Origin of the sequence: Streptomyces sp. NPDC050485 (assembly GCF_044458185.1) — a bacterium.
Classification (GTDB): domain Bacteria; phylum Actinomycetota; class Actinomycetes; order Streptomycetales; family Streptomycetaceae; genus Streptomyces.
On sequence record NZ_JBITHR010000008.1, the window covers coordinates 123,250 to 144,357 of the forward strand.

Genomic DNA, 21,108 nt, shown 5'->3' on the forward strand with positions numbered 1-21,108 from the left:
CGCTGTTCGGCGTCTCCCGGCCGTTGTCTGCCGGGTGGTCCAGAGGCTCGGTCCGTGACCGGACAGTCGGTGTCGCGAGCCGCAACTACCGCTTTTCGGCGAAGGTTCAGGTCGGCATCGGCACCGATGTGGAATGCTTGTCGGCCCCCGCCGTGACAGCGCCGGGGGACCAGGCGGCCTGCCACATGCTTCGCCGTCGACGCCCCCGCCATGGCGGGGGCAGGGCATGATCGATCCATTGCGGCACCGGCGTGGGCGCCGCTGACTCGGGCAGGTCCCGAAAGCCCCGCTGGGCGAGGGGGCGACGGGCGTAGCCTGACGGCTGTCGGGCCGATGGCGACGGGGCAGGGCGAGAAGGCGGAACACCATGGGCGGATTCACCGAGGCCGATCTACGGGCACTGGCCGGTCCCCGCTCCTTCGAACGAGGCTCGGGATACCTGGACGCGGTGACCGCTCTGGAGGTCGGCGACGGCTGGATCACCGCCACCGTCCACGGGACGGGCGCATACGAGGTGGAGCTGTCGCTCGACGGGCCTGAAGGGCTCAGCGGGGCATGCGACTGCCCGTACGGCCTGGAAGGTAACTTCTGCAAGCACCTGGTGGCGGCCGGCCTGCGCGCGCTGGCCGGGCCGGAGAGCCTGCCGCGGCAGCGCATTCGGGCCCGTACCCGCGCCCAGGACCTGGACGCGTGGCTGGCCGAGCTCTCCAGGGACGAACTGCTCGTACTCGTACGGGAACAGGTCACCGAGGACCGGCAATTGCGGCACCGCCTGGAGCTGCGGGCCGCGAGCGCCCGGGGAGACCTCGCCGAGGTCCGCGGCCGCATCGTGGAACTCCTCGACATCGGCCCCTTCGCACAGTACGGATACGTCGAGTACGCCGATGCGCATGCCTACGGTGAACAGGCCGCCCAAGTGGTGTCCGCGATCGCCGCGCTGACCGCCTCCGGCCGCGCCTCCGACGCGATCTCCCTGTCTCGGGAGGCGATGCGCCTGCTGAGTCAGGCGCAGGGTGCGATCGACGACTCCGACGGGCATCTCGGCCAAGTCGGCACCGCTCTCGCCGAAGCCCATCTCGACGCGTGTCGCGCGGCCCGCCCTGACCCGGAGGAGCTCGCTCGCTGGTTGGTCGGACATGCGCTCGGCGACTTGGACGAGCTGACCGACATCGACCCCCTCGACTACGAGGACGTCCTGGGTGCCCAAGGGCTCGCCATCGTACGGCGGTTGGCGGCCGAGGCCTCGTGCGGCAACCGCACCGGCTGGGCGGAGAAGTACTTGATGGAGCGGCTGGCCAGGGCGGGCGGTGACATGGACGCGGTGGTCGCCGTGTATGCGGCCGACCTCGCCCCGGACGGCAGCACCCACCTGGCCATCGCCCGTGAACTGGACACTGTGGGCCGTTGCGACGAGTCCCTGCGCTGGGCGGAACGAGGCATTGAGGAGACCAGGAGCGTTGCCGTCGACAGCAGCCTGATCGACTACCTTTGTGCCCGCTACGAGGCCGTCGGCCGGCTTCCGGATGCCGTCGCCCTGCGCCGCGCCCACTTCGCCGCCCTCCGCTCCCTGGCCGCGTACCAGCAGTTGCGCACGGTGGCGATGGCGACCGGATGCTGGCAGACCGAGCGCGTAGTGGCCCTGGCGCTGCTGCGCGCCGACGCGGAGCAGCGCCAACAAGGCTGGTACGGCGGTCCGGTCCTGATCGACGCCCTGCTCGACGACGAGGAAGTCGATGCCGCCTGGCGAGCCGCCACCGAGACCGGTGCCCACGACCGGCAGTGGCTCACCCTCGCCGACCGTGCACGCGCCACCCGCCCGGCCGACGCGCTCGGCGTGTATCAGCGCCTGGCCGAACCCCTCAGGAACCAGACCAGCAATCGTGTCTACGAGCAGCTGACCGGCCTGCTGCTGAGCATCCGCGACTGCCATCGACGCCTGGGTACCCCGGACGAGTTCACCGCGTACCTCACAGCCCTGCGCGCCGACCAGAAGCGCAAGCGCAATCTGATGCGGCTCCTCGACCAGCACGGCCTGTGAAGGTAGACCAGGCATCGGGCGATCGGGCGTGGGCCGGGGAACGGGAGTGATTGCGAGATGCCACAGTCGCGGTATGAGCGATGCGGAGGGAGTGGCGGCCGCGAACGTCCCGGCGGAGGGGGGCGTACACCCTTCGCAGACGGACCGGCAGGGGAGGAGTGGTGATGGAGGCAGGAGAGTTCTGGGCGCACCGGGCGCGGGCGCACGACCCGGTAGCTCGCGTAGAAGTGCTTCGTCTTGGCACCAAGAGCCCGCCGCGTGTCAAGATCCGCTTCACTGCGGACGAGGACGAGGACCGCGAAGACTGGGTGCCGCGCTCGCAGTTGCGCGTCCCATGGGAGCAGGCTGACCAATGGCTGGCGGAAGGACGCCGCTGGAAGGCCCTGCGAGCCGCTACGCCTGCGCGCGATGCCCCCGAGCGTCATGCGGTGGATATCGCCTTCGCCGCCTGCCCTTGGGAGGAACTGGCGAGCGTCGGCTACTCGCGGCACGACGAGGGGGTCTTGTACGTACATGACCTGGCAGCGTTCGCCGAGGCGCTGGAGGAGAGCACGGAGTTCTTCACCCGCGACTCGCTGACGGTGCTGCGTGACGACGGGAGCGCGGAGGCGCCCATGCCCGTAGCGCTGGCGTGTGCCCGCAAAGGCGCGGTCCTGTATGCAGAGCGTGGCATGAAAGACGTGGAACAACAGGAGCGGCAGGCGCAGCGAGAAGCGATCTACGGTTCGTACAGTCCGGGCCGGGGCAAACGGGAGGGGCATCACTTCAGCCCTGAGATCTGCGCCGAGGTCGACAGCGAGTGCAGACCCGCACGCGATCTCGTACGGCAGTGGTGCGGCGCGGAAGCCGCCGAGGCCTTCGCCGAACTCCACATCCTGCGTGCCGAGGTCCTGAGGCTCGGCAGGATCGTTGAGCAGGGCCGTCGGCATGCTCCGGGAAGCCGACAGAGGCAAGGACGCCGCGAAGATCGAGGCGCAGTTCGAGATTCCTGTCGAGGTGTTCCGCAGGATGACGCCGCCTGAGTGAGCCAGGCATGGGCCAGGATCGGAATTCTGCCGAGCGGATCGTCGTCCGCATCACGCGAACAGGAGCCAGTGATGGCGAAGGAACCATCCAACGAGCGGCAAAAGGACGTGCTCCGCTGGATTGCTGATGGCTGCCCAGCCGGGGTTCGGTCTCGAACGGTTTCGGGAAAGTCAGGGCCGCCACCCGCGTGGTGGTGCTAGCCACTCTGGACCCGACCACCTGCCTCAAGTCCGGCGTGGACAAACAGGCCGGTATCGCCACCCTGGAGATCCTGCTGTAAGGACGCTCTGCCGCGCGAGGGACCTTGTGGGCGGTCCGGAGCGTTCTCTCCGCCCTCGCGTGTCGGCCCGCGAGGGCGGAGACCTGCGCGGGCGGAGGCTTCCGCTGAGGCACTACGGCATCTCGAAGTCCTGGAAGTCGAAGCCCGGTGCGACGACGCACGTCACCAGGACCGGCTCGTCACCCGCGGGTTCGGCGCTCTGCCAGACGCCGCCCGGGACGAGGAACTGCGGCCGCTCCCCGTGCTCGATCCCGTTCCCCACAATCACCTCGACCGCCCCGGCTTCGTCCGGCGCGTCACCGTGCCCGCCCAGCCGCATCCGCAGCGGGCCACCTCGGTGCCAGAGCCAGAGTTCGTCCGAGCGGACGCGGTGCCAGCGGGAGAGCTCGCCGGGGTGGAGCAGGAAATAGATCCCGGTCGCGAAGGCTCGCGGTCCGTCGTATCCGTCGGGGACCGTCCCGCCCGAGGTCTTCCAGGTCTCGCGGAACCAGCCGCCCTCGACGTGTGGTTGCAGGCCGAGAAGGGTGACCAGTTCGGAAGGGTCCGACGTGGAGGTATCCGGAGTATCAGCAGTGTCCGCCATGGGCACACATCCTCGCGCACGGCCGCAGCCGCCGCATAGACGTCGAGGGGTCCTCGCCCGAGACACCACCACCTGCTGATCGACCGCCAGCCGAACCGTCCGGCCACCACGCCCCGAACTCAATTCCTCCCCACCCCGTTACCAGTCCCGAGGCCGGCTCAGCTCGCAGGCGGCACCTTCCGCCACCTCGTACGCCGCCCACGGATCTTCGGAGTACCGGGCGATGTCCTCGGCGGTGAGGCGAGCGGGTTCGTGGCAGCAGAGGAACGGCAGCACGCACGCGATCCTGGGATTTCCGGTCCGAAAATACAAGAAGCCTTCCGCCGGCCCGGAGGCTGACGAGGGGCTTGGGGAGGCAGGTGCTACGAGTCCGTGTCCCAGTTGCACTTGGAGGCGAGCATCTTCTTGAGGATCGTGTCACTGTCCCCGGTGAGTTGAGGGCGCCAGGTTTCCAGGTCCCACGTCGGACCGCCGAAGTGGCCACCGCTGGGATTGGGGTACGAGAACTCCGCGTGGCACAGCAGCTGTTGGAAGGTCGAGTTCTCCTCGGTCTGCGTGGCGCCGGGGAACATGCGCGTGTTGGACCACACCTGCCTCCAGTCGTCATTCAGGTCACTGGCGGCGTCATCGCTGCCTGTGACGGTCTTGAACGCGGCGGCGGTCGGGGTGACGTGGACGGACGTGAGGCGGGTGTTGGTCCAATTGATGTAGACCTCGGTCTTGTTCACCCACTTCGTGTTGGTGATGCCGCCGTAGCCGATACACGCAGTCTGGCAGGCCTCGAAGGCGTCGTTCTGACCACCGCTCCACAAGAGGTACTTGCCGGACTGGAAGTCCTGGCGTATGCCGTTGTTGTCATCGACGTTGCCGCCGACGTGTCCGGCGTTGTACTCGTCGCTCGTGGGGTAGCCGTACGGCCCTCCTTCGTACCCGTACTGTCCCCACCACCATCCGATGTTGCCGTGTACCGCGTGCGCTCCGGTGTTGGGGGACCAGTAGACCGTGGCGTTCTGGAACTGCTGGCGAACGCCGGTCCCGTCGGGGTTCTTCAGCTCGTCGGTGAGCGGGTAGCCCATGTAGCCGCCCTCCCAGCCGTGCTGACCCCACTCCTGGCCGATCAGGCCCCACACGGCGTGCGCGCCGGTGTTCGGGCTCCAGTAGATCGAGCCGTTGTCGAAGACCTGACGGCGGCCGACCCCGTCGGGAAGGCCGAGTTCATCGCTGGTGGGACAGCCGAGGGACTGCTGCACACCGGGTGTCTGGGTGTACTCGGTCCAGATGGCGCCATCGACCGAGTGGGTACCGCAGAAGGTTTCTGCGGACGCGGGGGTGGCCTGGACGCCCACCAGCAGGGAGGCGCTGGCCGCACATGCGGCGAGTGTGGCGAGGAGCCGTGGAGCTGTTGTCCTGTTCATGACCGGCAGTATCTACGGACGTAGATGGTGCGGGCTGCGGGAGAAAGAGCCAGAGTTCGGGTCACCGTGTCGTCGTCACAGTCGACCTCGACCATTGCCGAGGCGATGGTCGACGGCGGCTCGCCAGAGATCGAATGGCGAAGGTGGCAGGCACACCAGTACGCCGCAGCGTGAGCGGACTCGGTTCGCCGTTCCCTCTGGGCCCGCCCACGTGCGGCCGGCGAAACCCGAACCGCACGGCCCTGGGCGGGAGTTCACCCCGCAATGCGCTCCTCGATCACCGAACGGTCCCACGGGGGCACGAGCGAGGCACCTGATGCGCGGCATCCGGGAGCTGGGCGATGAACGCCACCGGCTGAGCGTGGCCCTGTCCGCGAGGCCGGCGGGCGCCCGGATCGCCGGAGCCGGGCGGACCGCGACCGGGCTGTCGGTGTCCGAGCTTCGGCCCAGCTGACGGACCGAGGCGGCACGGGTGTTGGGCGGCAGTTCAGGGGTGCCGGGTGAGCACCTGCCGTTCCCCGCCCGGCACCAGTTCTGCAAGCGGCCTGAACGGCCCAGCTCAGGGGGAGGCCAGCAGATCCAGTTCCTCACCGATCGTCTTCCGCAGCGTGTCATGCCGAGCAGACAAGGCATGACGCTCGTCCTGCCAGTGCTCGCGGGAGTACAGCCAGACCGGCATGTGGACCAACTCCGCCGGCTCCCAGTCGAACCGCGGCCATACATGCGCGTGGAGGAACCCGTCGGTATTGCCGAGGATCTCCAAGTTCACCCTGCGGAAGGCCGGGTCGAGTCGTCGACAGGCACGCTCGACCGCCTCGCCGAGCACGTCCATGTCCGACAAGAAGGACAGCCTCTTCGCCTTCGGCAGGTCGGAGAGCCGCTGCACCTGCGGATCGTCCGCGAGCAGCACCGAGTAGCCAGGCAGGAACTGGACATCGCCGATCGCCGCGAACCCCGCCCGCAAGCGGCGCAACACCGTGGGGTTCTCCCCGCGCAGGGCACTTCCGATCCGGTCCCTCTGCCAGTCATCAGTCATGGGAGCAACCTATGACGGGCCTCCAACCATGAGGGACACCCGGACTGCGACTTCAAGCACAGGTTCTTTACGTGCAGAGTGCTTCCAATTCAGGTTCTGAACGTCGACTGGACTACGCGCCGATTGCCCGGCTCCTGCCGTCCGCGCCTACACCACCGCAGAGGCACTCCACACGGCCGTCGACCGGGCCCTCAGCCAGCGAACCGCTGCGATGACACCAGCCACAGTCCCATTACTCAAGATCGCTTAGGCTGACCCGCGTGCGGCGAGGGGCGCTGCCCTGGATCGGAGGACGCGGCGCGATGGGTGTGAGTAGTCGGCGGACGGTGCTGGCGGTTGTGGCGGGTGGGCTGCTCGCCGGGTGTTCGGGAGGGGGCTCCGCCCGGCCCTCGGGGGAGGCGAAGTCCATCCCCGCCGCTCCTGCCGCGCCGTCCGCGTCGGCGACGCCTTCGCCCGGGGCCTCCGCGCCGGCCGCCGGTGCTCCGTCGCGGGCCGAGATCGTCGCCCGGTACGGGAAACAGGCCCCGACCAGTTGGGGGCTGACGGTGCCCGGGGCGCTGTCCCGGCTGCCGGGCGACGGGAAGACGGCCGCGCTGACCTTCGACGCCTGCGGCGGCAAGGGCGGCAGCGACTACGACAGCGCGCTCATCGACTTCCTGCGCGAGCGCAAGGTCCCCGCGACCCTGTTCCTCAACTCCCGCTGGATCGACGAGAATCCGTCGGTCTTCAAGCAGCTCGCCGCCGACCCGCTCTTCGAGATAGCCAACCACGGCACCCGGCACCTCCCGCTCTCCGTCTCCGGCCGCTCCGCCTACCAGATACCCGGCACCCGGAACGCGGGTGAGGTCTACGACGAGGTGTCCGGCAACCGTGCCAAGCTCACCGGACTGCTGGGTCACCCGCCGCGCTTCTTCCGCTCCGGGACGGCCTACTGCGACGACGTCGCCGCCAAGATCGTCACCGATCTCGGGGAGCGTTTCGCGAGCTTCGACGTCAACGGTGACGGCGGCGCGACCTTCACACCCGCGCAGGTGGAGCAGGCCATGCGGGCCGTGCGCCCGGGCTCGGTCGTCATCGGCCACATGAACCATCCACACGGCGGCACCGCGAAGGGAATGCGCGCCGCCGTGCCGCAACTCCTCGACAGGGGCTATCGGTTCGTGCGCCTGTCGGATGCGGTCAATGCCTGAACCACTGGCCTGTAGCGGGGCGGTCAGTTGCTGTTGATGTCCGCCGAGCGCATGCTGGTGACCGCGTCGCGGACGGTGTCGCGGTACAGGCCCAGCTTCGGGTGCCGGGTGACGGTGGCTCCTTCGTCCATCGGGAAACTGTGGGTCTCGGCGTTCGGGAACCGCTCGTCCGCGAGGACGCTGATCTCGTCGATGCCGCCGTTGCCGCCCTTCGCGCCGCCGGGGTCGGTGTCGAGGACGGCGTAGACGGTGTGCCCCGCGTACACGGGAACGGCCGGGGCGCCGCCGAGGCCGCTGGGGACGAGGGGGTGGATGCTCTTGGACCGGTCGACGGCGTTCTTGGGGCCGAGGGCGACGAGCGGGTAGTACGAGGAAATGCCGCAGGCGGCTTGGCCCCGGTTGGTGACGGCGATGACGTACTGGTCCGGGTTCGATTCCAACTCCTTTGCAATGACGGTGAGTTGGCTGGCGGCGCACAGGTGCTTGTAGGCGTAGGAGTCGCTGGAGGCGTCCCTGCTGCCCGTCGGTGTGCCCGTGGATGAGCCGGGCTTGGCCCCGGACGACGGGGCGCCCTTGGCACCGCCGTTCGCCCCGCCCGAGCCCGGTGCGGCCGTGCCGGTGGCGCTCGGCGTAGTCGAACTCGTACCGGACGGTGTGGCGGATCCTCCGTCCGAGCCGCCGCCGCAGGCGGTCAGGGCCAGCGACGCCGTGGCGGCGACGAGAGCGAGCGGAATCATGTGCCGACGGACCACCATGCTGAACTCCCCGTTTCCCTGTCCCGCTGTGCCGAGCAGGCTTCGCTGCCTCGCCGAGCTCAACGGGATTCCGTGTTTCACTGCGCTGATCAGCGGTGACGGCCCGACCCCCAGGTCCGTGGGACGTACAAGCACCACCGCACACCTGTGTACACGGGGTGCGGCGGGCCGAGGTTGCTCCCGTCGGTGTCACAGTCGCCGTGGCCGTTCGGTGACATGAACCGGACACTCCGGAAACCGGCCGCCCAAGCGCTCCGCAGGAAGCCGGGCCGCCGGGAGCGCCGAAGGGGTGTCACTCGATCGCGTGAGCAAGGGGGAGTGGGGGAGGCGGGCGGGCGACCGGTGCGGTGCGGATGGTGTTCGCTCCTGCGTAACTCTTGTGTGACGTAGGGCACTTCGCGGAGTGAGTCTGGTGGGTCAGGGGGTGGCGGTTGCCTTGTGTTGCCTGTTCGGGGCGGCCTACTGGACTGGTGTGCGGGCTTCGAAGTGACGCAGTGTCCCCGCATGTGATCACTGGGTTCGTTTCTTTGCTGCGGGTGATGAGTGATCGGCCCCGGATCTCGACATTGTGGTGCCCAGAGCCCAACTGGCTCTCAGTACGGGCCTGTTGGCCGCCGACCTCAACGAAGAGGACGTACACCATGAGCACACACCGGAGGCCCACGTGAGCGACGAGGGCGTCCTGGGCGACGTCACGCCGCAGAGCACAGGCCACGACGTACCAGTACTCGCACCACTCGACCTGCCGCTGGACTTCGAGGGCTTCTACCTCGGCCACCAGGAGTTCTTCCACGCCTACGCCGAGATCCACCTCGGCGCCCGGCGGGCCGCCGAGGACGTGGTCCACCAGGTGTTCCCTGGAGATCCTGGCCGGCTGGGACGAACTCCTGCAGGAAAGCGAACTGGAATGGCTCACGCTGGCCGTCCTGCACCGCCACGTCTACGGACGGCTCCAGGAGGAGGAACGCAGCCCGCCTTCGTCATCAACGGGCCCATCGCCCAGAACCTGCGCGCGGTCCGCAACGAACTGGAGCTCACCGACAGCGCCAACGGTCTGTACGAGGCGATCGCCGAGCTCCCGGTCCGCCAGTTCAACGTGATCGTGCTGCGCCACCTGCTCGGCTACAAAACCTCCCAGATCGCCAGGTTCATGGGCCTGGACGTCCGCACCGTCGACTACCACGGCCGCAATGATAGGGATCTTTGAACCTCTCGGCTTTTGACGTTCTGGCAGGGCCAGGTCGCCAGGCCGTCGCTGACTGAGGCCCAGGCTTGTTGGACGGCGCGGATTTCGGCGTCAGTGGGCTGACCTGGGCTGGTGGGCAGAAATCGGGCGGCGATGATGACGCGGCGGAGTTTGGCGGCCATGTCGGAGAAGGACGGCTCGGTCTTGGTGGCATACCAGGGGGCGTTCTGGCGCCGGTCGGCGGCGTCGGACGGGTGGTGGCCGTGCAGGGTGTACCAGATGACGGTGATGCTGTAGCAGTACAGGCCGAACGGGACGGTGCGGCGCACGGCGTTTTCGGTGCGGTTGCGGGCCTGGCCGACGCCGAGCAGGTCGCGGGCCTCGGCGAAGGTGACCTCGATGGACCAGCGCCAGGCGTACCGGATGATCAGCGCGGTCGGGCTGCCCTGCAGGTCGGTGCTGACCAGGGCCAGGTCATAGCGGCTGCGTCCTATGGTCCGCGACGCTGCCGTACCCGGCCTTGCGGGTGGGCAGGAGCGCGTGCGGCTCGGAACATGCCGGGCACGGCGCTTTCGGGAGGGTGGCCATGGAGCCATGATGTGACGCTGGCCCCCGAGGGCACCAGATTTTTCAACGAAAATGCGGACGCCAAGACGAAAGGGCGCCCGGAGGAGGTGTCCGGGCGCCCTGGTCTGCGGTGATGCGGGTGTTACGCGAGATCGCCGACCGTGGGGACGACGACGCCGTACAGCTCGGTGACCGTCGCCAAGGCGCCGTCGTGGATCTGCTGGGCGTCGATGTGGTGCTGGCCGGCGGCCGTCGTGGGCAGGGCGCGGGTGGCGCAGGCCTGGGCGACGACGGTGGGGCGGTGGCCGTTGAGGAAGGCGCCCTGGGCGGTGAACAGGACGCACATGTTGGTCATGAACCCGGCGAGGATGACGTCCTTCTTGCCGGCCTTGTCGACCAGCTCGGCGAGGTTGGTGTTGTGGTACGCGTTCGGTACGGACTTGATGACGGAGAGTTCGCCGTCGATGGGGGCGACGTCGGCGATGATCTTGCCGCCCTCGGAGTCGACGTCGTAGCCCTTGTCCTGGACGTGGATGACGGTGGCTCCGGCGGCGCGGGCGGCTTCGAGGAGCTTCTTGCCCTCGGCGACGGCGGCGGCGTAGCCGTCCAGCTCCATGGTTCCGCCGGTGTAGGTGTTCTGGAAGTCGATGAGGATGACGGTGGCGTCGGCGAGGGAGGCGGGGGTCTCGTCGAAGCTGTTGAGCTGGCGCAGGGTGGTCGTGGCCATGGGGTCCTCTTCGGTAGGAGTGTGCGGGTCCTCGCTGATGGGGACCTCGCGGTGTTGACGACGCTAACACATGACGTAAGCGCGCTTTACAGGTGTGGCGGGTTCCGGCCATAGGGTTGGCTGATTTTTCGCAGGTCACAGCTGTTAGCGGGGTGTGCGTGAACTGTTAGCATTCTATGCATGAGTACTACGAGAGAGCGTATTTTGTCCGCTACGCACGAGTTGCTCCGGTCGCAGAGCGCGGAGGAGATCTCCACGCGTGCGATCTGCGCGAAGGCCCAGGTGGGGGCTCCGGAGATTTCCCGGCAGTTCGGGGGGAAGCAGGGACTGCTGGCGGCGACGGCCGACGAGGGGTTCGAGAGGTTCCTGGCGGGCAAGCGGCGTAATCCCCGGACGGCGGATCCTGTGGCGGATCTGCGTACGGCGTGGGACAGCCACACGGTATTCGCGCTGAAGAATCCTCATTTGTACCGCTTGATGTTCACGCCGGTGGGGGAGCCGAAGCCGCAGGCGGTGAAGGAGGCGAAGGCGTTGCTGCTGGCGGCGCTGGAACGGTGTGCGGCGGTGGGGCGGTTGCGGATGACGGTGGAGGTGGCTGGTCAGGCGGTGCTCGCGTCGAATGTGGGGGTGTGCCTGATGATGCTGACGTTTCCGGATCTTTTTGGTGATGAGCAGGTGTCGCACGTGGTGCGGGATGCGGTGATCGGCCGGGTGACGGGAGAAACCGAGGAGGATTGCCGGCTGGGACAGGCGGCCGTGCTGGCGCGGGCTCTTGCGGGAACGCTGACGGGGACGGTCGCGGTGGAGGACGAGGTGGTCGCGGCGGTGGCGCGGTCGCTCGGGGGATGATTTTTGTCGGTGTGTGTGGGGCCCTGTCCGTGCGGGACGGGGCTTTTTTGTTGCCGGAGGAAGCTCCAGGATGCCCGGGTCATCCGGATTTTTCCCTTATTCGGTCGCGCGGATTCCCGGATGCGGTGCGCCCTATTCCTGTTACCGCTGCTTACAAAGTGTGTTAGCTTCGTGAACACCCGAGGGAGGTTCGAGCCGCCTTCGAGGTCGACCGCACCCATGCGGGAGAAGTGCGTCACGGGGGATGCCGACAGCTTCTTGTCCCTTCCGGCCTGCCGGAAAACGCCCTTTTCTTCCGCATGCCGTTTTGTACGGAAGGGACCGACTATGACCGCTGCTTCCGCAGCCGCCGACGCCCCCAACGAGCTGATGACGGGGGACTCGTTCCTGGAGAGCCTGCGCGATGGCCGCCAGGTGTTCCTGGACGGAGACATCGTCAAGGACGTCACCACCCACCCGGCCTTCGCGAACGCCGCGAAGTCCTCCGCCCACCTCTACGACGCCCTCCACGCGCCGGAGACGAAGGACCTGATGACCACGGTCGACCGGTATACCGGCCACCGTGTCCACCGGTTCTTCACCCCCGCGCACTCGGCGGAGGAACTGCTGAAGGCCCGGGACGCGATCGAGCACTGGGCGCGGCTGTCCTACGGCTTCATGAACCGCACGCCGGACTACAAGGCGTCCTTCATGGCCGGCCTGGTCTCCACACAGGATTTCTACGCCCCCTACGACGCGAACGCCCGCGCCTGGTACGAGCGCTACGTGAAGCAGGGCATGGCGATCTCGCACGCGATCGTGAACCCGCCGGTGGACCGCAACAAGCCCTCCCACGAGATCGCGGATGTGTTCATCACGGTCACCGAGGAGCGCGACGACGGCATCGTGGTGGAGGGCGCCAAGATGATGGCGACCGGCTCCGCCCTGACCAACGCGGCGTTCGTCGGGCAGATCCACCTGGGCAACCTGCAAAAGGGCAAGGCCGAGGACATGGCGCTCGCGTTCATCGCGCCCATGAACACGCCGGGCCTGAAGGTGATCTGCCGCTCCTCCTACGAGCGCAAAGCCACGAGCCCGTTCGACAACCCGCTGTCCTCCCGGTTCGACGAGAACGACACGGTCCTGGTCTTCGACAACGCGTTCATCCCGTGGGAGAACGTCCTGATCTACCGGGACACCGACAAGATCCAGGAGTATTTCCCGCGCTCCGGGCTGCTCTCGCGCGGTTTCTTCCAGGGCGCCATCCGCATGGCGGTCAAGCTGGAGTTCATGGCGGGCATCCTCGACAAGGGCACCCGCATGAACGGCACCCAGGATTTCCGGGGCGTCAGGGCCGCTCTCGGGGAGCTCCTCGCGTGGCGTCACCTGACGTGGGCGATGACGACCGCGATGGCCATGGACCCCGAACAGGGCCCGGCCGGTACGGTCCTGCCGCGTCTGGAGTACGCCGCCAGCCACCGCGTTCTGGCCCCGCTGTCGTGGGACCGCGTCCACCGGTTCTTCGAGGAGCACCTGGCCGGCTCGATGCTGGTGACCGCCTCCAGCAACAAGGACTTGCAGAATCCGGAACTGCGCCCGCTGCTGGACAAGTTCTACCGGGGAACGGCCGCCAGCGCCGAGGAGCGGATCAAGCTGTTCAAGCTGGCGTGGGACGCGATCGGCAGCGAGTTCGGCGGGCGCCACGAGCTGTACGAGCTGAACTACGCGGGCGGCCCGGACCAGGTCCGCCTCGACACCGCCAACGCGGCTGGTGCGATGGGCCTGCTCGATGCGTATGGCGCCGAGGTCGACAAGGCGATGGGCGACTACGACCTGGACGGCTTCACCCGGGGCCGCTGGGCCCGTTGACGGCTCCTGACGAGCCCCCTTGAACGCAGCCGGGCCGCGTCCTCCCCCGTACGGGGCCCGGCTGCTCCTCTTCCTCTGCCCTGGAGGTTTCTCCTGTGAGTGAAGATCTGCGCAGTGTCATGCGGTATTTCGCCACCGGCGTGTGTATCGCCGCGACCTGGCGCCCCACGGGTGCCGGAGAGCGCCGTCACAACGCCATCACCGTCAATTCCCTCGCCTCCCTCTCCCTCGACCCGGCCTTGGTCGCTCTGAGTCTTCGCGAAGACTCAGAGTTCCTCGCCGACGTTCTTCTCTCGGGGGTCTTCACCGTCTCCATCCTCGGCGCCGACGCCGAAGACACCGCGCGCACCTTCGCGGGGCGGCGCCCCGAGCGTGACCGCATGCTGCGCGAGGTCCGCACGCATCCCGGTGCGGGAACGGGGGCGCTTTTGTTCGATGCGGCCGGCTGGCTGGAGTGCCGCTACTACGACCACTACACCGTCGGCGACCACGTCCAGGTCATCGGCGAAGCCGTCGCTCTGGGCACCGCAGCCGAGCCGGACACGACTCCGCTGATTTTCCTCGGTGGTGGATTTCACCGCCTCGACACCGAAAGCGCCGCCTCATGATCCGCCGTACCCGCATCCTCGCCACCGCCGCTGTCCTCGCCGCCACCACTGCCTCCACCATCCCGGCCGCGCACGCGACCACCGGCAGTGCCACCACCGTCATGTGCGTGACCGACTCGGCCGACGGCGGCAACGCCACCACCGTCGCACCCCAGGCCGCCGCACGTCTGAAGGAGCACACCCGTTCCTACGAGGGTCCCTGTGCCGCGTTCGGTCCCGCGCAGGATCTGGGCAACGGCACCCTGCGCTCCTACACCCAGACCAACGCCGACGGCACCCCCTACGCGGTCGGGGTCACCTTCACCCGCGACGCCCTCGCCGGGCTCCCCACCGACATGAACGACCGCCACCACTGCTACGACGTCAACGGTGACGGCGTCATCGACCAGAACACCGAGTGCGTCGGCGGCTACGAGCACCCCCTGGCGCTCCCGGATCAGGCTCCGGCGGGTCTGTCCACGAAGTGGGTGCTGGTCAACTACAACCCCAAGGGCCACGGCCTGCCCGGCATCTACGACGTGCCGCACTTCGATTTCCACTTCTACCTGAAGCCCAAGGCCGTGCGCGACGGCATCCGGATGGGCCCGTGCGGGCTGGTCATCAACTGCGACGACTACGCCACCGCCACCAAGCCCATCGACCCGCAGTACATGCCGGCCGGGTACATGGACCACAAGGAAGCCGCCGAGGGCGCCATGGGCAACCACCTCATGGACACCGATGACTCCCCGGAGTGGCACGGCCAGCCGTTCACCCACACCTTCATGTATGGCGGCTGGGACGGCGATCTCCTCTTCCAGGAGCCGATGATCACCAATGCGTGGTTCGAGGGCCTCGCGGACGGTACCAACACCTCCGGCTGCTACCCGATCAATCAGCCCGCCGCCTGGCAGCAGGACGGCTCCTACCCCCGCCAGTACTGCATCCGCTACGAGAAGGGCCGCCACGACTTCACCGTCTCCCTGACCGACTTCTATCAGGCCCAGAAGGGTTGAATCCTTTGAGCGGGGGATTTTCCGTCGCCGTCGTCGGAGGCGGCGCGGCAGCTGTGTGTTTCCTCGACGCGCTCGCCCACACCGGCCACACGGGCGGCACCCTGACCGTGTTCGAACCCTCGCCGCACCTGTGGCGGGGGCGCCCCTACCAGGTCGACGCCGACACCCTCACCATCAACATGGTCCCCGCCGACATGTCGGTGCGTGCCGGTGACCCCGGTCATTTCGCGTATTGGCTCGCCGGCCGGGACAGGGTCACCGGGCAGCCCACTGCGGCCGACCCCTACTCCGGGGCCACTTTCGCCCCGCGCACGGTGTACGGGGAGTACCTGGAGCAGACCGCGTACGCGGCTATGGGAATCCTGCGGCGCAGGGGGTGGCGGGTCGATCTGATCGGCGCCCCCATCACCTCCGCGTCCCGCTGCGCCCAGCGGGTGATGCTCCAGACGAAGGACGGCCGTGCCCGTGTTTTCGACTACGCGGTCCTCGCCGTGGGGCGCGGGGCGCCGCAGGACGTGTACAGCCTGGACGGTGCGGACGGCTACATCCCGGACCCGTATCCGGCGGTCGACCGGCTCCATGCGATCGGCATGGACGATCACGTCGCCGTCCTCGGCTCCGGGCTCACAGCGGTCGACACCGTCAGGTACCTGGCCGCGATGGGCCACCAGGGCGGTATCACCCTGGTCTCCCGCCACGGTGTGCTCCCGGCCGTACGCCAGGAACCGGCCGATTTCCAGGTGCGGCACGCCACCCAGCCGCGTATGCAGGCCCTCGCCGCACAGGGCGGCGAGTTCAGGCTGGCTGACCTGTTGGACATTTTCCGCAAGGAACTCGCCGACGCCGGCAGCGACCCGCAGACGGTGACCCGGGAGATCGCGTCGATTTTCGCGGAGAATCCCGTCGCCCGGCTGCGCCGTCAGCTCAGCCTGGTCGACTCCCCGGATCTGGGTCTGCGGATCCTGCAACGCGCGATCCCCGACGTCGGCCCGGACCTGTGGCCGCTGCTGCGGGACACGGACAAGACGCAGCTGCTGCACACCCACACCCGGACGCTGATGTCGCTGTGCTGCCCGATGCCGCCCGCCTCGGCCGCCCTGCTGCTGGATCTCGCCGACCGGGGACAGCTCGACATCCGCTGCGGACTGCGTCACGTCCAGCCGGAGGGCACAAACAGCTTCACCCTCACCACCCGCACTGGGGCATTCCACGCCGACAGGATCGTCAACACCATCAGTGCCTCCCGCCAGCGCATCCCCCACGGCGCCCAGCGCCTGGTCACCTCCCTGCTGCGGTCCCGCAACGCGGTCGCCAACCCCTACGGCGGCCTGATGATCGAGCGGGCCACGAGCCGCCTGACGGTCGCCGCACAGCCGGATCCGCGTCTGTACGCGCTCGGTGATCTCGCGGCCGGAGCGCTGCTGTTCACCTGGGGGATCCCGTCCCTGGTCGACCGGGCGCGGGACATCACCGAGGCGATCGGCGCCCACCACCAGGCCGTGCTCCAGACGCCCGAGCTGTTGAGTGCCTGAACCGGACAACACGAGGAGTACACCCGCTGTGACCAGCACAGATGCACGCCCTGCTTTTCTTGCGGATACCGCGACGGGGCTTCCCATCCCCGCCGACCGCCAGTTCGCGACGGTCACCGAGCACCGCCGTCACGTCAAGCAGCGCCTGGCCGCCGCGTTGCGGCTGTTCGGCCGCGACGGCTTCGGTGAGGGAATATCCGGACATATTTCCGTCCGGGATCCCAAGTATCCGGACCGTTTCTGGGTGAACCCGTTCGGCGTGTCCTTCAACCGGGTGCAGGTCAAAGACCTCATCTGCGTCGACACCAGCGGCACTGTGGTCGCAGGCACCGGCACGGTGAACCCGTCGGCGTTCGTCATCCACTCCGCGATCCACACCCAGCACCCGCACATCCACGCCGCCGCCCACGCCCACACCACCCACTCCCGCGCGCTGGGCGCGCTCGGCAGGCTGCTGGAGCCGATCGACCAGGAATCCGCCGCGTTCTACGGCCGCCAGTCCCTCTACCAGGACTACGAGGGCCCCTCCGTCACCGTCGAGCAGGGCAACGCCATCGCTGCCGCGCTGGGGGACGACCGGGCGATCCTGCTGCGCCACCACGGCCTGATCACCGTCGGGGGCAGCCTCGAAGAAGCCGTGCACTGGTTCTTCACCTACGACTCCTGCGCGAAGGTACAGCTTCTTGCGCAGGCCGCCGGACAGCCGCAGACGTTCACCCCCGAGCAGGCCGAATCGGCCGCCGCCGGATTCGGCGACGCCCAGCTGGCCCGGTTCAGTTTCGAGCTGCTCTGGGACGAGATCACCCACGACCAGCCCGATTTCCTCAACGAAAACCTAGGGAAAACCTCATGAAAATCCTGCTGTTCGGCGCCTCCGGTCAGATCGGTTCGACCATCACCCACGAGCTGGTCACCCGCGGCCACCACGTCACCGGCGTCACCCGGTCGGGGAACACCACCACCACCGGCACCTACACCGCCAAGGCCGCAGACGTACGCACCGCCTCCGCCGTGGCCGCCCTCGCCGAAGGACACGACGCGGTGGTGTCCGCGATCGGCCCCCGCCACGACGGAACCGACGACGACCACGACATCATCGTGGGCGCCACCAAGGCCCTCATCAGCGGCCTGCGGCAGACCACCGTCAGGCGCCTGGTCGTCCTCGGCGGCGCCGGGAGCCTGCTGACCGCGCCCGGGGTGAAGGTTCTCGACTCCCCCCACTTCCCCGCCATGTGGAAGGCCAACGCCACCGCCCAGGGCGAAGCACTGGAGCTGTACCGGCAGGTGTTCGATCTGGACTGGACGTTCGTCTCCCCGCCCAAGCTGATCGAGCCCGGTGAGCGCACCGGCCGCTACCGCCGGGGCGGCGACCAGCTGCTGACCGACGCGAACGGCGACTCCAAGATCTCCATCCCCGACTTCGCGATCGGTTTCGCCGACGAGGTGGAGAGCCCCAAGGCCCTGCGCGCCCGTATCAGCCTCGCCTACTAGGGCCTCACCCCGCCCCCCTCACACCGCTCCCGGCCGCGCCTGGCGCACCGGCCCGGCCGGGGGCTCCCCCTTTTCGCTGGAGAAAACCACGATGACGACGAAGACCGGCGGCACCGCCCGCTTCGCGCTCCTGCTGGGCGCCCTGACCGCGCTCGGCCCGCTCGCCAACGACACCTACCTGCCGTCGCTGCCGCAGATCGCCGACGACCTGAACGCCTCTGCGTCCGCGACCCAGCTGTCCCTGACCGCGTGCCTGGTCGGCCTCGGTTCCGGGCAGATGATCGCCGGACCCGTCTCCGACCGTCTCGGACGGCGCGGCCCCCTCATGGCCGGACTGATGCTGTTCACCCTCGCCGGACTCGCCTGCTCCTACGCCCCCAATATCTGGGTCCTCGTCGCGCTGCGTCTGCTCCAGGGAATCGGCGGAGCGACCGGCATCGTCATCGCCTCCGCGATCGTCCGCGACCGCCACGAAGGCGCAGCCGCCGCACGCCTGTTCTCCACCCTGATGCTGGTGACCGGCCTCGCCCCCATCCTCGCCCCCGTCGCCGGCGGCCAGATCCTGCGCGCAACCGACTGGCGCGGTATTTTCCTCGGCCTGGCAGCCGCCGGTGCCGCGATCTGGCTGGCCTGCCTGACCGCGCTGCCCGAGACCCACGAGGCCGCCGCCCGCCAGAGGGCGAAGGACAACGCCACCCAGGGCGCCTTCCGTACCCTGCTCGGTGACCGCCTGTACGTCGGCTACATGCTCGCCTGCGGCTTCGCGTTCGCCGCGATGTTCGCCTACATCGCCGGATCTCCGTTCGTCCTCCAGGAAATCCACGGCATGTCCCCGCAGGGCTTCTCCTACGTCTTCGGCGTCAACGCCCTCGGCCTGGTCATCGCCGCCCAGGTCGGCGGACGCATCGTGCACAAGACGAGCCCCCGCCGCCTCCTGGGTATCGGCGTCACCGGTTCCGCTCTCGGCGGCCTGGGCACCCTGGCCTGCGCCCTCACGCACGCCCCGCTCGCCCCGCTGCTGGTGGCCCTGTTCGTGATCGTCACCTCCGTCGGCCTGGTCCTGCCCAACTCCATGGCCCTGGCGATGGACAACCACGGCGAGATCGCCGGCGCGGCAGCTGCCCTGATCGGATTCCTGATGCACATCATCGGCGCCGCCATGGTCCCGCTGGTCGGACTCGCCGGGAAGACGTCCGCGCTGCCCATGGGCATCACGGCCGCCGCCCTCGGCGTGCTCGCGGTGTTCTCCTTCACCGTCATCGCCCGGCCCGGAGGCGCCGTCTCCCGCCTCGAACCCGTCCCCGCCGAGGCGGTGCGATGAGCAGCCCCGCCTACCTCGACGGCGGCCCCGCACTCATCGGCCGCACCGCCACCCTCACCGGCGCCCTCCTGCGCACCGCGTCCCTGCACGGACAGCAGAAAATCGTTCTCCTCCGCGACAACGGCACCCACACCGCCCTCACCTACGCCCAGCTCCTTCAGCGCGCCCAGCGTGTCCTTGCGGGACTGCGGAGAACACGCAGCCGGGCCGGGGAGATCATCCTCCTCGACATTGACGACCCCGAAGAGCTGCTTGTCTCCTACTGGGCGTGCATCCTCGGCGGCTTCGTCCCCCTCCCGCTGCCGGTATCCGGCGCGGACGAGGCCCTGCGGCAGGTGTGGAACGCCTACGGACATCCCCGCCTCGTCACCGGCACCGGCCGTACCGTCCCCCACGGGCTCACCCAGTACAGCGCGGGAACCTTCGACTACCTCTCCCACCACGCCCCCGCCACCGACTACCACCCGGCGCAGCCCGGTGATCTCGCGCTGCTGCTGCTGACCTCCGGGTCCACCGGCACGCCGAAGGCGGTACGCCTCACCCACGCCAACATCCTGGCGCGCACCCGGGCGACCGCCCACGCCAACCACCTCGACCAGCGCCAGCGGACCTTCAACTGGATGCCGCTCACCCACGTCGGCGGCCTGGTCATGTTCCACACCCGCGACACCGTCCTGGGCGCCTACCAGGTCCACGCCCCCCAGCAGTGGATCCTCGACGCCCCCCTCAGGTGGCTGGAGGTATGCCACACCCACCGCATCACCTGCACCTGGGCACCCAACTACGCCTTCGCCCTCGTCGCCGACGAAGCGGCCCACCTCACGGGCCAGCCCTGGGACCTGTCCCAGCTGACCTACATCATGAACGGCGGGGAACCTCTGCACGCCGAGGTCATTGACCGTTTCCTGGCGCTGCTGGCGCCGCACGGCCTTCCCACCGACGTCATGTACCCGGGATGGGGTATGTCCGAGACGTCCTCCGGCGTCACCGACTGCCGGTACAGCGCCGTGGCCCGCACGGCCCCCTACGTGCCCGTGGGGCGCCCCCAGCCCGGCACACGCATCCGCGTCACCGATGACGCGGGAAACACCGTCGGCGAAGGCACCACCGGCCATGTGCAGGTTTCCGGGGCCACCGTCACGGCCGGCTACCACGAAAACCCGGACCAGAACCGGCAGTCCTTCACCCCGGACGGGTGGTTCAAGACTGGCGATCTCGGTTTCGTCCAGGGCGGCATCCTCACCGTCACCGGCCGCGCGGACGACCAGATCACCGTCGACAACACCACCTACCACGGCCACGAGATCGAGGCCGCCGTGGAAACCCTCGACTTCGTGGCGCCCACCTACACGGTCGCCACCGAGGTCACGACCCCCGACGGCGACGGGCTCGCGGTCTTCTTCCACCCCCGCACCGGCCTGTTCACCGACGGCCACCGCCAGGACCTGGAGATCCTCCTCAAGGAGCGGTTCGCCATCACCGGCGCCCACCTGCTGCCCGTGGGGAAGGACGATGTCCCCAAGACCGGCATCGGAAAACTGCGCCGCCGGCCCCTGAGGGAACGCTTCGAAGCCTCCCCCCAGGTCACCTGGAGCATCACCTCCTAAAAAGCCGGGAGGGCTGCGCGTTTCGTTCCCCGGCCATCGCGCGGCCCTCCCACC

General features: G+C 68.6%; 21 protein-coding genes. 14 read left to right on the forward strand and 7 right to left on the reverse strand.

Features of this window, described 5'->3' with window-relative positions:
* Positions 1-367 precede the first annotated feature (367 nt).
* Positions 368-2,038: an SWIM zinc finger domain-containing protein gene (locus ACIBK6_RS18335; RefSeq protein ID WP_399052292.1), complete on the forward strand. Its 1,671-nt coding sequence runs from the start codon at positions 368-370 to the stop codon at positions 2,036-2,038.
* A gap of 164 nt (positions 2,039-2,202) precedes the next feature.
* Positions 2,203-3,060 (forward strand): hypothetical protein, encoded by an 858-nt coding sequence (locus ACIBK6_RS18340; RefSeq protein WP_399052293.1) that lies wholly within the window; start codon positions 2,203-2,205, stop codon positions 3,058-3,060.
* A 396-nt stretch (positions 3,061-3,456) separates the two neighbouring features.
* Here the strand turns inward: ACIBK6_RS18340 and ACIBK6_RS18345 are convergent, their stop codons facing one another.
* The 3 genes from ACIBK6_RS18345 to ACIBK6_RS18355 all read right to left on the reverse strand — a co-directional run bounded on the left by ACIBK6_RS18345 (position 3,457) and on the right by ACIBK6_RS18355 (position 5,342).
* Entirely contained in the window at positions 3,457-3,927 is a 471-nt protein-coding gene (locus ACIBK6_RS18345) for a cupin domain-containing protein (protein ID WP_399052294.1), read from the reverse strand.
* Positions 3,928-4,065: 138 nt separating this feature from the next.
* Positions 4,066-4,203 carry a hypothetical protein gene (locus ACIBK6_RS18350; protein WP_399052295.1) on the reverse strand — a complete coding sequence of 46 codons (138 nt, stop codon included), beginning with the start codon at positions 4,201-4,203 and terminating at the stop codon, positions 4,066-4,068.
* An 86-nt stretch (positions 4,204-4,289) separates the two neighbouring features.
* Entirely contained in the window at positions 4,290-5,342 is a 1,053-nt protein-coding gene (locus ACIBK6_RS18355; protein ID WP_399052296.1) for a DUF2599 domain-containing protein, read from the reverse strand.
* Positions 5,343-5,658: 316 nt separating this feature from the next.
* On the opposite strand from ACIBK6_RS18355, the gene ACIBK6_RS18360 reads away from it, so the two are divergent.
* Complete coding sequence (locus ACIBK6_RS18360) at positions 5,659-5,796, forward strand: hypothetical protein (RefSeq protein WP_399052297.1); 138 nt, start codon at positions 5,659-5,661, stop codon at positions 5,794-5,796.
* A gap of 105 nt (positions 5,797-5,901) precedes the next feature.
* Here ACIBK6_RS18360 and ACIBK6_RS18365 read toward each other — a convergent pair whose 3' ends face one another.
* Positions 5,902-6,378 carry a diadenosine tetraphosphate hydrolase gene (locus tag ACIBK6_RS18365; protein WP_399052298.1) on the reverse strand — a complete coding sequence of 159 codons (477 nt, stop codon included), beginning with the start codon at positions 6,376-6,378 and terminating at the stop codon, positions 5,902-5,904.
* 302 nt (positions 6,379-6,680) lie between these two features.
* On the opposite strand from ACIBK6_RS18365, the gene ACIBK6_RS18370 reads away from it, so the two are divergent.
* Positions 6,681-7,568: a polysaccharide deacetylase family protein gene (locus tag ACIBK6_RS18370; RefSeq protein ID WP_399052299.1), complete on the forward strand. Its 888-nt coding sequence runs from the start codon at positions 6,681-6,683 to the stop codon at positions 7,566-7,568.
* 23 nt (positions 7,569-7,591) lie between these two features.
* Here ACIBK6_RS18370 and ACIBK6_RS18375 read toward each other — a convergent pair whose 3' ends face one another.
* On the reverse strand, positions 7,592-8,323 hold the full coding sequence (locus ACIBK6_RS18375; protein WP_399052300.1) for a hypothetical protein: 732 nt from the start codon (positions 8,321-8,323) through the stop codon (positions 7,592-7,594).
* 571 nt (positions 8,324-8,894) lie between these two features.
* Between ACIBK6_RS18375 and ACIBK6_RS18380 the strand changes: the two genes are divergently transcribed.
* Positions 8,895-9,530 carry a sigma-70 family RNA polymerase sigma factor gene (locus tag ACIBK6_RS18380; RefSeq protein ID WP_399052301.1) on the forward strand — a complete coding sequence of 212 codons (636 nt, stop codon included), beginning with the start codon at positions 8,895-8,897 and terminating at the stop codon, positions 9,528-9,530.
* On the opposite strand, the gene ACIBK6_RS18385 is transcribed toward ACIBK6_RS18380, so the two are convergent.
* Complete coding sequence (locus tag ACIBK6_RS18385) at positions 9,500-10,105, reverse strand: hypothetical protein (protein WP_399052302.1); 606 nt, start codon at positions 10,103-10,105, stop codon at positions 9,500-9,502. The two genes, ACIBK6_RS18380 and ACIBK6_RS18385, sit on opposite strands and share 31 nt — an antisense overlap.
* A gap of 113 nt (positions 10,106-10,218) precedes the next feature.
* Entirely contained in the window at positions 10,219-10,803 is a 585-nt protein-coding gene (locus ACIBK6_RS18390) for an isochorismatase family protein (RefSeq protein WP_399052303.1), read from the reverse strand.
* A gap of 180 nt (positions 10,804-10,983) precedes the next feature.
* Here ACIBK6_RS18390 and ACIBK6_RS18395 point away from each other — a divergent pair, with 180 nt between their 5' ends.
* The 9 genes from ACIBK6_RS18395 to ACIBK6_RS18435 all read left to right on the forward strand — a co-directional run bounded on the left by ACIBK6_RS18395 (position 10,984) and on the right by ACIBK6_RS18435 (position 21,054).
* Positions 10,984-11,652: a TetR/AcrR family transcriptional regulator gene (locus tag ACIBK6_RS18395; protein WP_399052304.1), complete on the forward strand. Its 669-nt coding sequence runs from the start codon at positions 10,984-10,986 to the stop codon at positions 11,650-11,652.
* A 327-nt stretch (positions 11,653-11,979) separates the two neighbouring features.
* On the forward strand, positions 11,980-13,500 hold the full coding sequence (locus ACIBK6_RS18400) for a 4-hydroxyphenylacetate 3-hydroxylase family protein (protein ID WP_399052305.1): 1,521 nt from the start codon (positions 11,980-11,982) through the stop codon (positions 13,498-13,500).
* Positions 13,501-13,595: 95 nt separating this feature from the next.
* Positions 13,596-14,108 (forward strand): flavin reductase family protein, encoded by a 513-nt coding sequence (locus tag ACIBK6_RS18405; protein ID WP_399052306.1) that lies wholly within the window; start codon positions 13,596-13,598, stop codon positions 14,106-14,108.
* Positions 14,105-15,103, forward strand: coding sequence for a hypothetical protein (locus ACIBK6_RS18410; protein ID WP_399052307.1), 999 nt, complete (start codon positions 14,105-14,107; stop codon positions 15,101-15,103). The genes ACIBK6_RS18405 and ACIBK6_RS18410 overlap by 4 nt, the downstream gene beginning before the upstream one ends.
* 5 nt (positions 15,104-15,108) lie before the next feature.
* Complete coding sequence (locus ACIBK6_RS18415; protein ID WP_399052308.1) at positions 15,109-16,635, forward strand: FAD/NAD(P)-binding protein; 1,527 nt, start codon at positions 15,109-15,111, stop codon at positions 16,633-16,635.
* A gap of 28 nt (positions 16,636-16,663) precedes the next feature.
* Positions 16,664-17,488: a class II aldolase/adducin family protein gene (locus ACIBK6_RS18420; RefSeq protein WP_399052309.1), complete on the forward strand. Its 825-nt coding sequence runs from the start codon at positions 16,664-16,666 to the stop codon at positions 17,486-17,488.
* Entirely contained in the window at positions 17,485-18,126 is a 642-nt protein-coding gene (locus ACIBK6_RS18425) for an NAD(P)-dependent oxidoreductase (RefSeq protein ID WP_399052310.1), read from the forward strand. Before ACIBK6_RS18420 ends, ACIBK6_RS18425 begins: the two co-directional genes overlap by 4 nt.
* Before the next feature lie 91 nt (positions 18,127-18,217).
* Positions 18,218-19,447 carry a multidrug effflux MFS transporter gene (locus ACIBK6_RS18430; RefSeq protein WP_399052311.1) on the forward strand — a complete coding sequence of 410 codons (1,230 nt, stop codon included), beginning with the start codon at positions 18,218-18,220 and terminating at the stop codon, positions 19,445-19,447.
* The gene (locus tag ACIBK6_RS18435) at positions 19,444-21,054 is read left to right on the forward strand and encodes an AMP-binding protein (RefSeq protein WP_399052312.1); all 1,611 of its coding nucleotides are present in this window, start codon (positions 19,444-19,446) and stop codon (positions 21,052-21,054) included. The genes ACIBK6_RS18430 and ACIBK6_RS18435 overlap by 4 nt, the downstream gene beginning before the upstream one ends.
* Positions 21,055-21,108: the final 54 nt, after the last annotated feature.

What these genes read in the sequence shown, in the direction of transcription:
- ACIBK6_RS18335 (WP_399052292.1), top strand. Translation starts at nt 368, where the DNA reads ATGGGCGGATTCACCGAGGCCGATCTACGGGCACTGGCCGGTCCCCGC.
- ACIBK6_RS18340 (WP_399052293.1), top strand. Translation starts at nt 2,203, where the DNA reads ATGGAGGCAGGAGAGTTCTGGGCGCACCGGGCGCGGGCGCACGACCCG.
- ACIBK6_RS18345 (WP_399052294.1), bottom strand. Translation starts at nt 3,927, where the DNA reads ATGGCGGACACTGCTGATACTCCGGATACCTCCACGTCGGACCCTTCC.
- ACIBK6_RS18355 (WP_399052296.1), bottom strand. Translation starts at nt 5,342, where the DNA reads ATGAACAGGACAACAGCTCCACGGCTCCTCGCCACACTCGCCGCATGT.
- ACIBK6_RS18360 (WP_399052297.1), top strand. Translation starts at nt 5,659, where the DNA reads ATGCGCGGCATCCGGGAGCTGGGCGATGAACGCCACCGGCTGAGCGTG.
- ACIBK6_RS18365 (WP_399052298.1), bottom strand. Translation starts at nt 6,378, where the DNA reads ATGACTGATGACTGGCAGAGGGACCGGATCGGAAGTGCCCTGCGCGGG.
- ACIBK6_RS18370 (WP_399052299.1), top strand. Translation starts at nt 6,681, where the DNA reads ATGGGTGTGAGTAGTCGGCGGACGGTGCTGGCGGTTGTGGCGGGTGGG.
- ACIBK6_RS18375 (WP_399052300.1), bottom strand. Translation starts at nt 8,323, where the DNA reads ATGGTGGTCCGTCGGCACATGATTCCGCTCGCTCTCGTCGCCGCCACG.
- ACIBK6_RS18385 (WP_399052302.1), bottom strand. Translation starts at nt 10,105, where the DNA reads ATGGCTCCATGGCCACCCTCCCGAAAGCGCCGTGCCCGGCATGTTCCG.
- ACIBK6_RS18390 (WP_399052303.1), bottom strand. Translation starts at nt 10,803, where the DNA reads ATGGCCACGACCACCCTGCGCCAGCTCAACAGCTTCGACGAGACCCCC.
- ACIBK6_RS18395 (WP_399052304.1), top strand. Translation starts at nt 10,984, where the DNA reads ATGAGTACTACGAGAGAGCGTATTTTGTCCGCTACGCACGAGTTGCTC.
- ACIBK6_RS18400 (WP_399052305.1), top strand. Translation starts at nt 11,980, where the DNA reads ATGACCGCTGCTTCCGCAGCCGCCGACGCCCCCAACGAGCTGATGACG.
- ACIBK6_RS18410 (WP_399052307.1), top strand. Translation starts at nt 14,105, where the DNA reads ATGATCCGCCGTACCCGCATCCTCGCCACCGCCGCTGTCCTCGCCGCC.
- ACIBK6_RS18425 (WP_399052310.1), top strand. Translation starts at nt 17,485, where the DNA reads ATGAAAATCCTGCTGTTCGGCGCCTCCGGTCAGATCGGTTCGACCATC.
- ACIBK6_RS18430 (WP_399052311.1), top strand. Translation starts at nt 18,218, where the DNA reads ATGACGACGAAGACCGGCGGCACCGCCCGCTTCGCGCTCCTGCTGGGC.
- ACIBK6_RS18435 (WP_399052312.1), top strand. Translation starts at nt 19,444, where the DNA reads ATGAGCAGCCCCGCCTACCTCGACGGCGGCCCCGCACTCATCGGCCGC.